Source organism: Candidatus Pelagibacter communis (assembly GCF_001180225.1).
Lineage (GTDB): Bacteria > Pseudomonadota > Alphaproteobacteria > Pelagibacterales > Pelagibacteraceae > Pelagibacter > Pelagibacter ubique_D.
Genome location: NZ_CVST01000053.1, coordinates 1 through 785 on the forward strand (window position 1 = coordinate 1; position 785 = coordinate 785).

1 protein-coding gene and 1 pseudogene are annotated in these 785 nt (G+C 27.9%); one reads left to right on the forward strand and one right to left on the reverse strand.

Features of this window, described 5'->3' with window-relative positions:
- Positions 1-406, forward strand: a pseudogene (locus tag AMN99_RS04255) (transcription termination factor Rho); the annotation flags it as partial.
- Here AMN99_RS04255 and AMN99_RS04260 read toward each other — a convergent pair.
- Positions 403-785 (reverse strand): sulfotransferase domain-containing protein (locus AMN99_RS04260; protein WP_143323928.1); only part of this gene is annotated, 383 nt, incomplete at its 5' end. The pseudogene AMN99_RS04255 and the gene AMN99_RS04260 sit on opposite strands and share 4 nt — an antisense overlap.

Here is a 785-nt window from a genome sequence, read left to right on the forward strand (position 1 = left end):
AGGAGGTGTGGATGCAAATGCACTTCAGAGACCAAAAAGATTTTTTGGTGCAGCTAGAAATATTGAAGAAGGCGGATCATTAACAATTATTTCTACCGCATTAATAGATACTGGCAGCAGAATGGATGAAGTAATTTTTGAAGAATTTAAAGGAACAGGAAATAGTGAAACTGTTCTAGATAGAAAAATAGCTGACAAAAGAATTTATCCCGCAATAGACATTACTAAGTCTGGAACAAGAAGAGAAGAATTATTGTTCAATAAAGATGATTTACAAAAAATGAATGTGCTTAGGAGGATAATAGCCCCAATGGGAACTATGGATGCAATAGAATTTATAAATTCAAAATTAAAAGACACAAAAAACAATTCTGACTTCTTTAACTCAATGAACAAGCCAGCTTAGTTTACGTAACCAAGTTCTAACATTTCTTTGTAGAATTGTTTTTCAATTTTTTCTTTAATTTCAGTATTCAAGACATCCCAACGGTTATCTGGACCAAGATTAAAAAATTTTTTTTTATTATCTATCCTTATATCATGAGGACTTTCTTCAAATGATTTTTCATTTTCCATTTTTTTTAAATTATCAAATGAAGTTGTCTGTAAAATATTGTCAATTTTTTTTTCATTATAACTAAAATCAACGTATTTTTTTAAATAAGAAATTAGTTTTTTTATTTCTTCTTTTGGTTTTAAAATTAAATCTTCATACTTAATTATCAACAAATTTTCTTTATTTTTTGTCCAAGAGCGATAGTGATCATCCCATTTTCCCAAAAGAT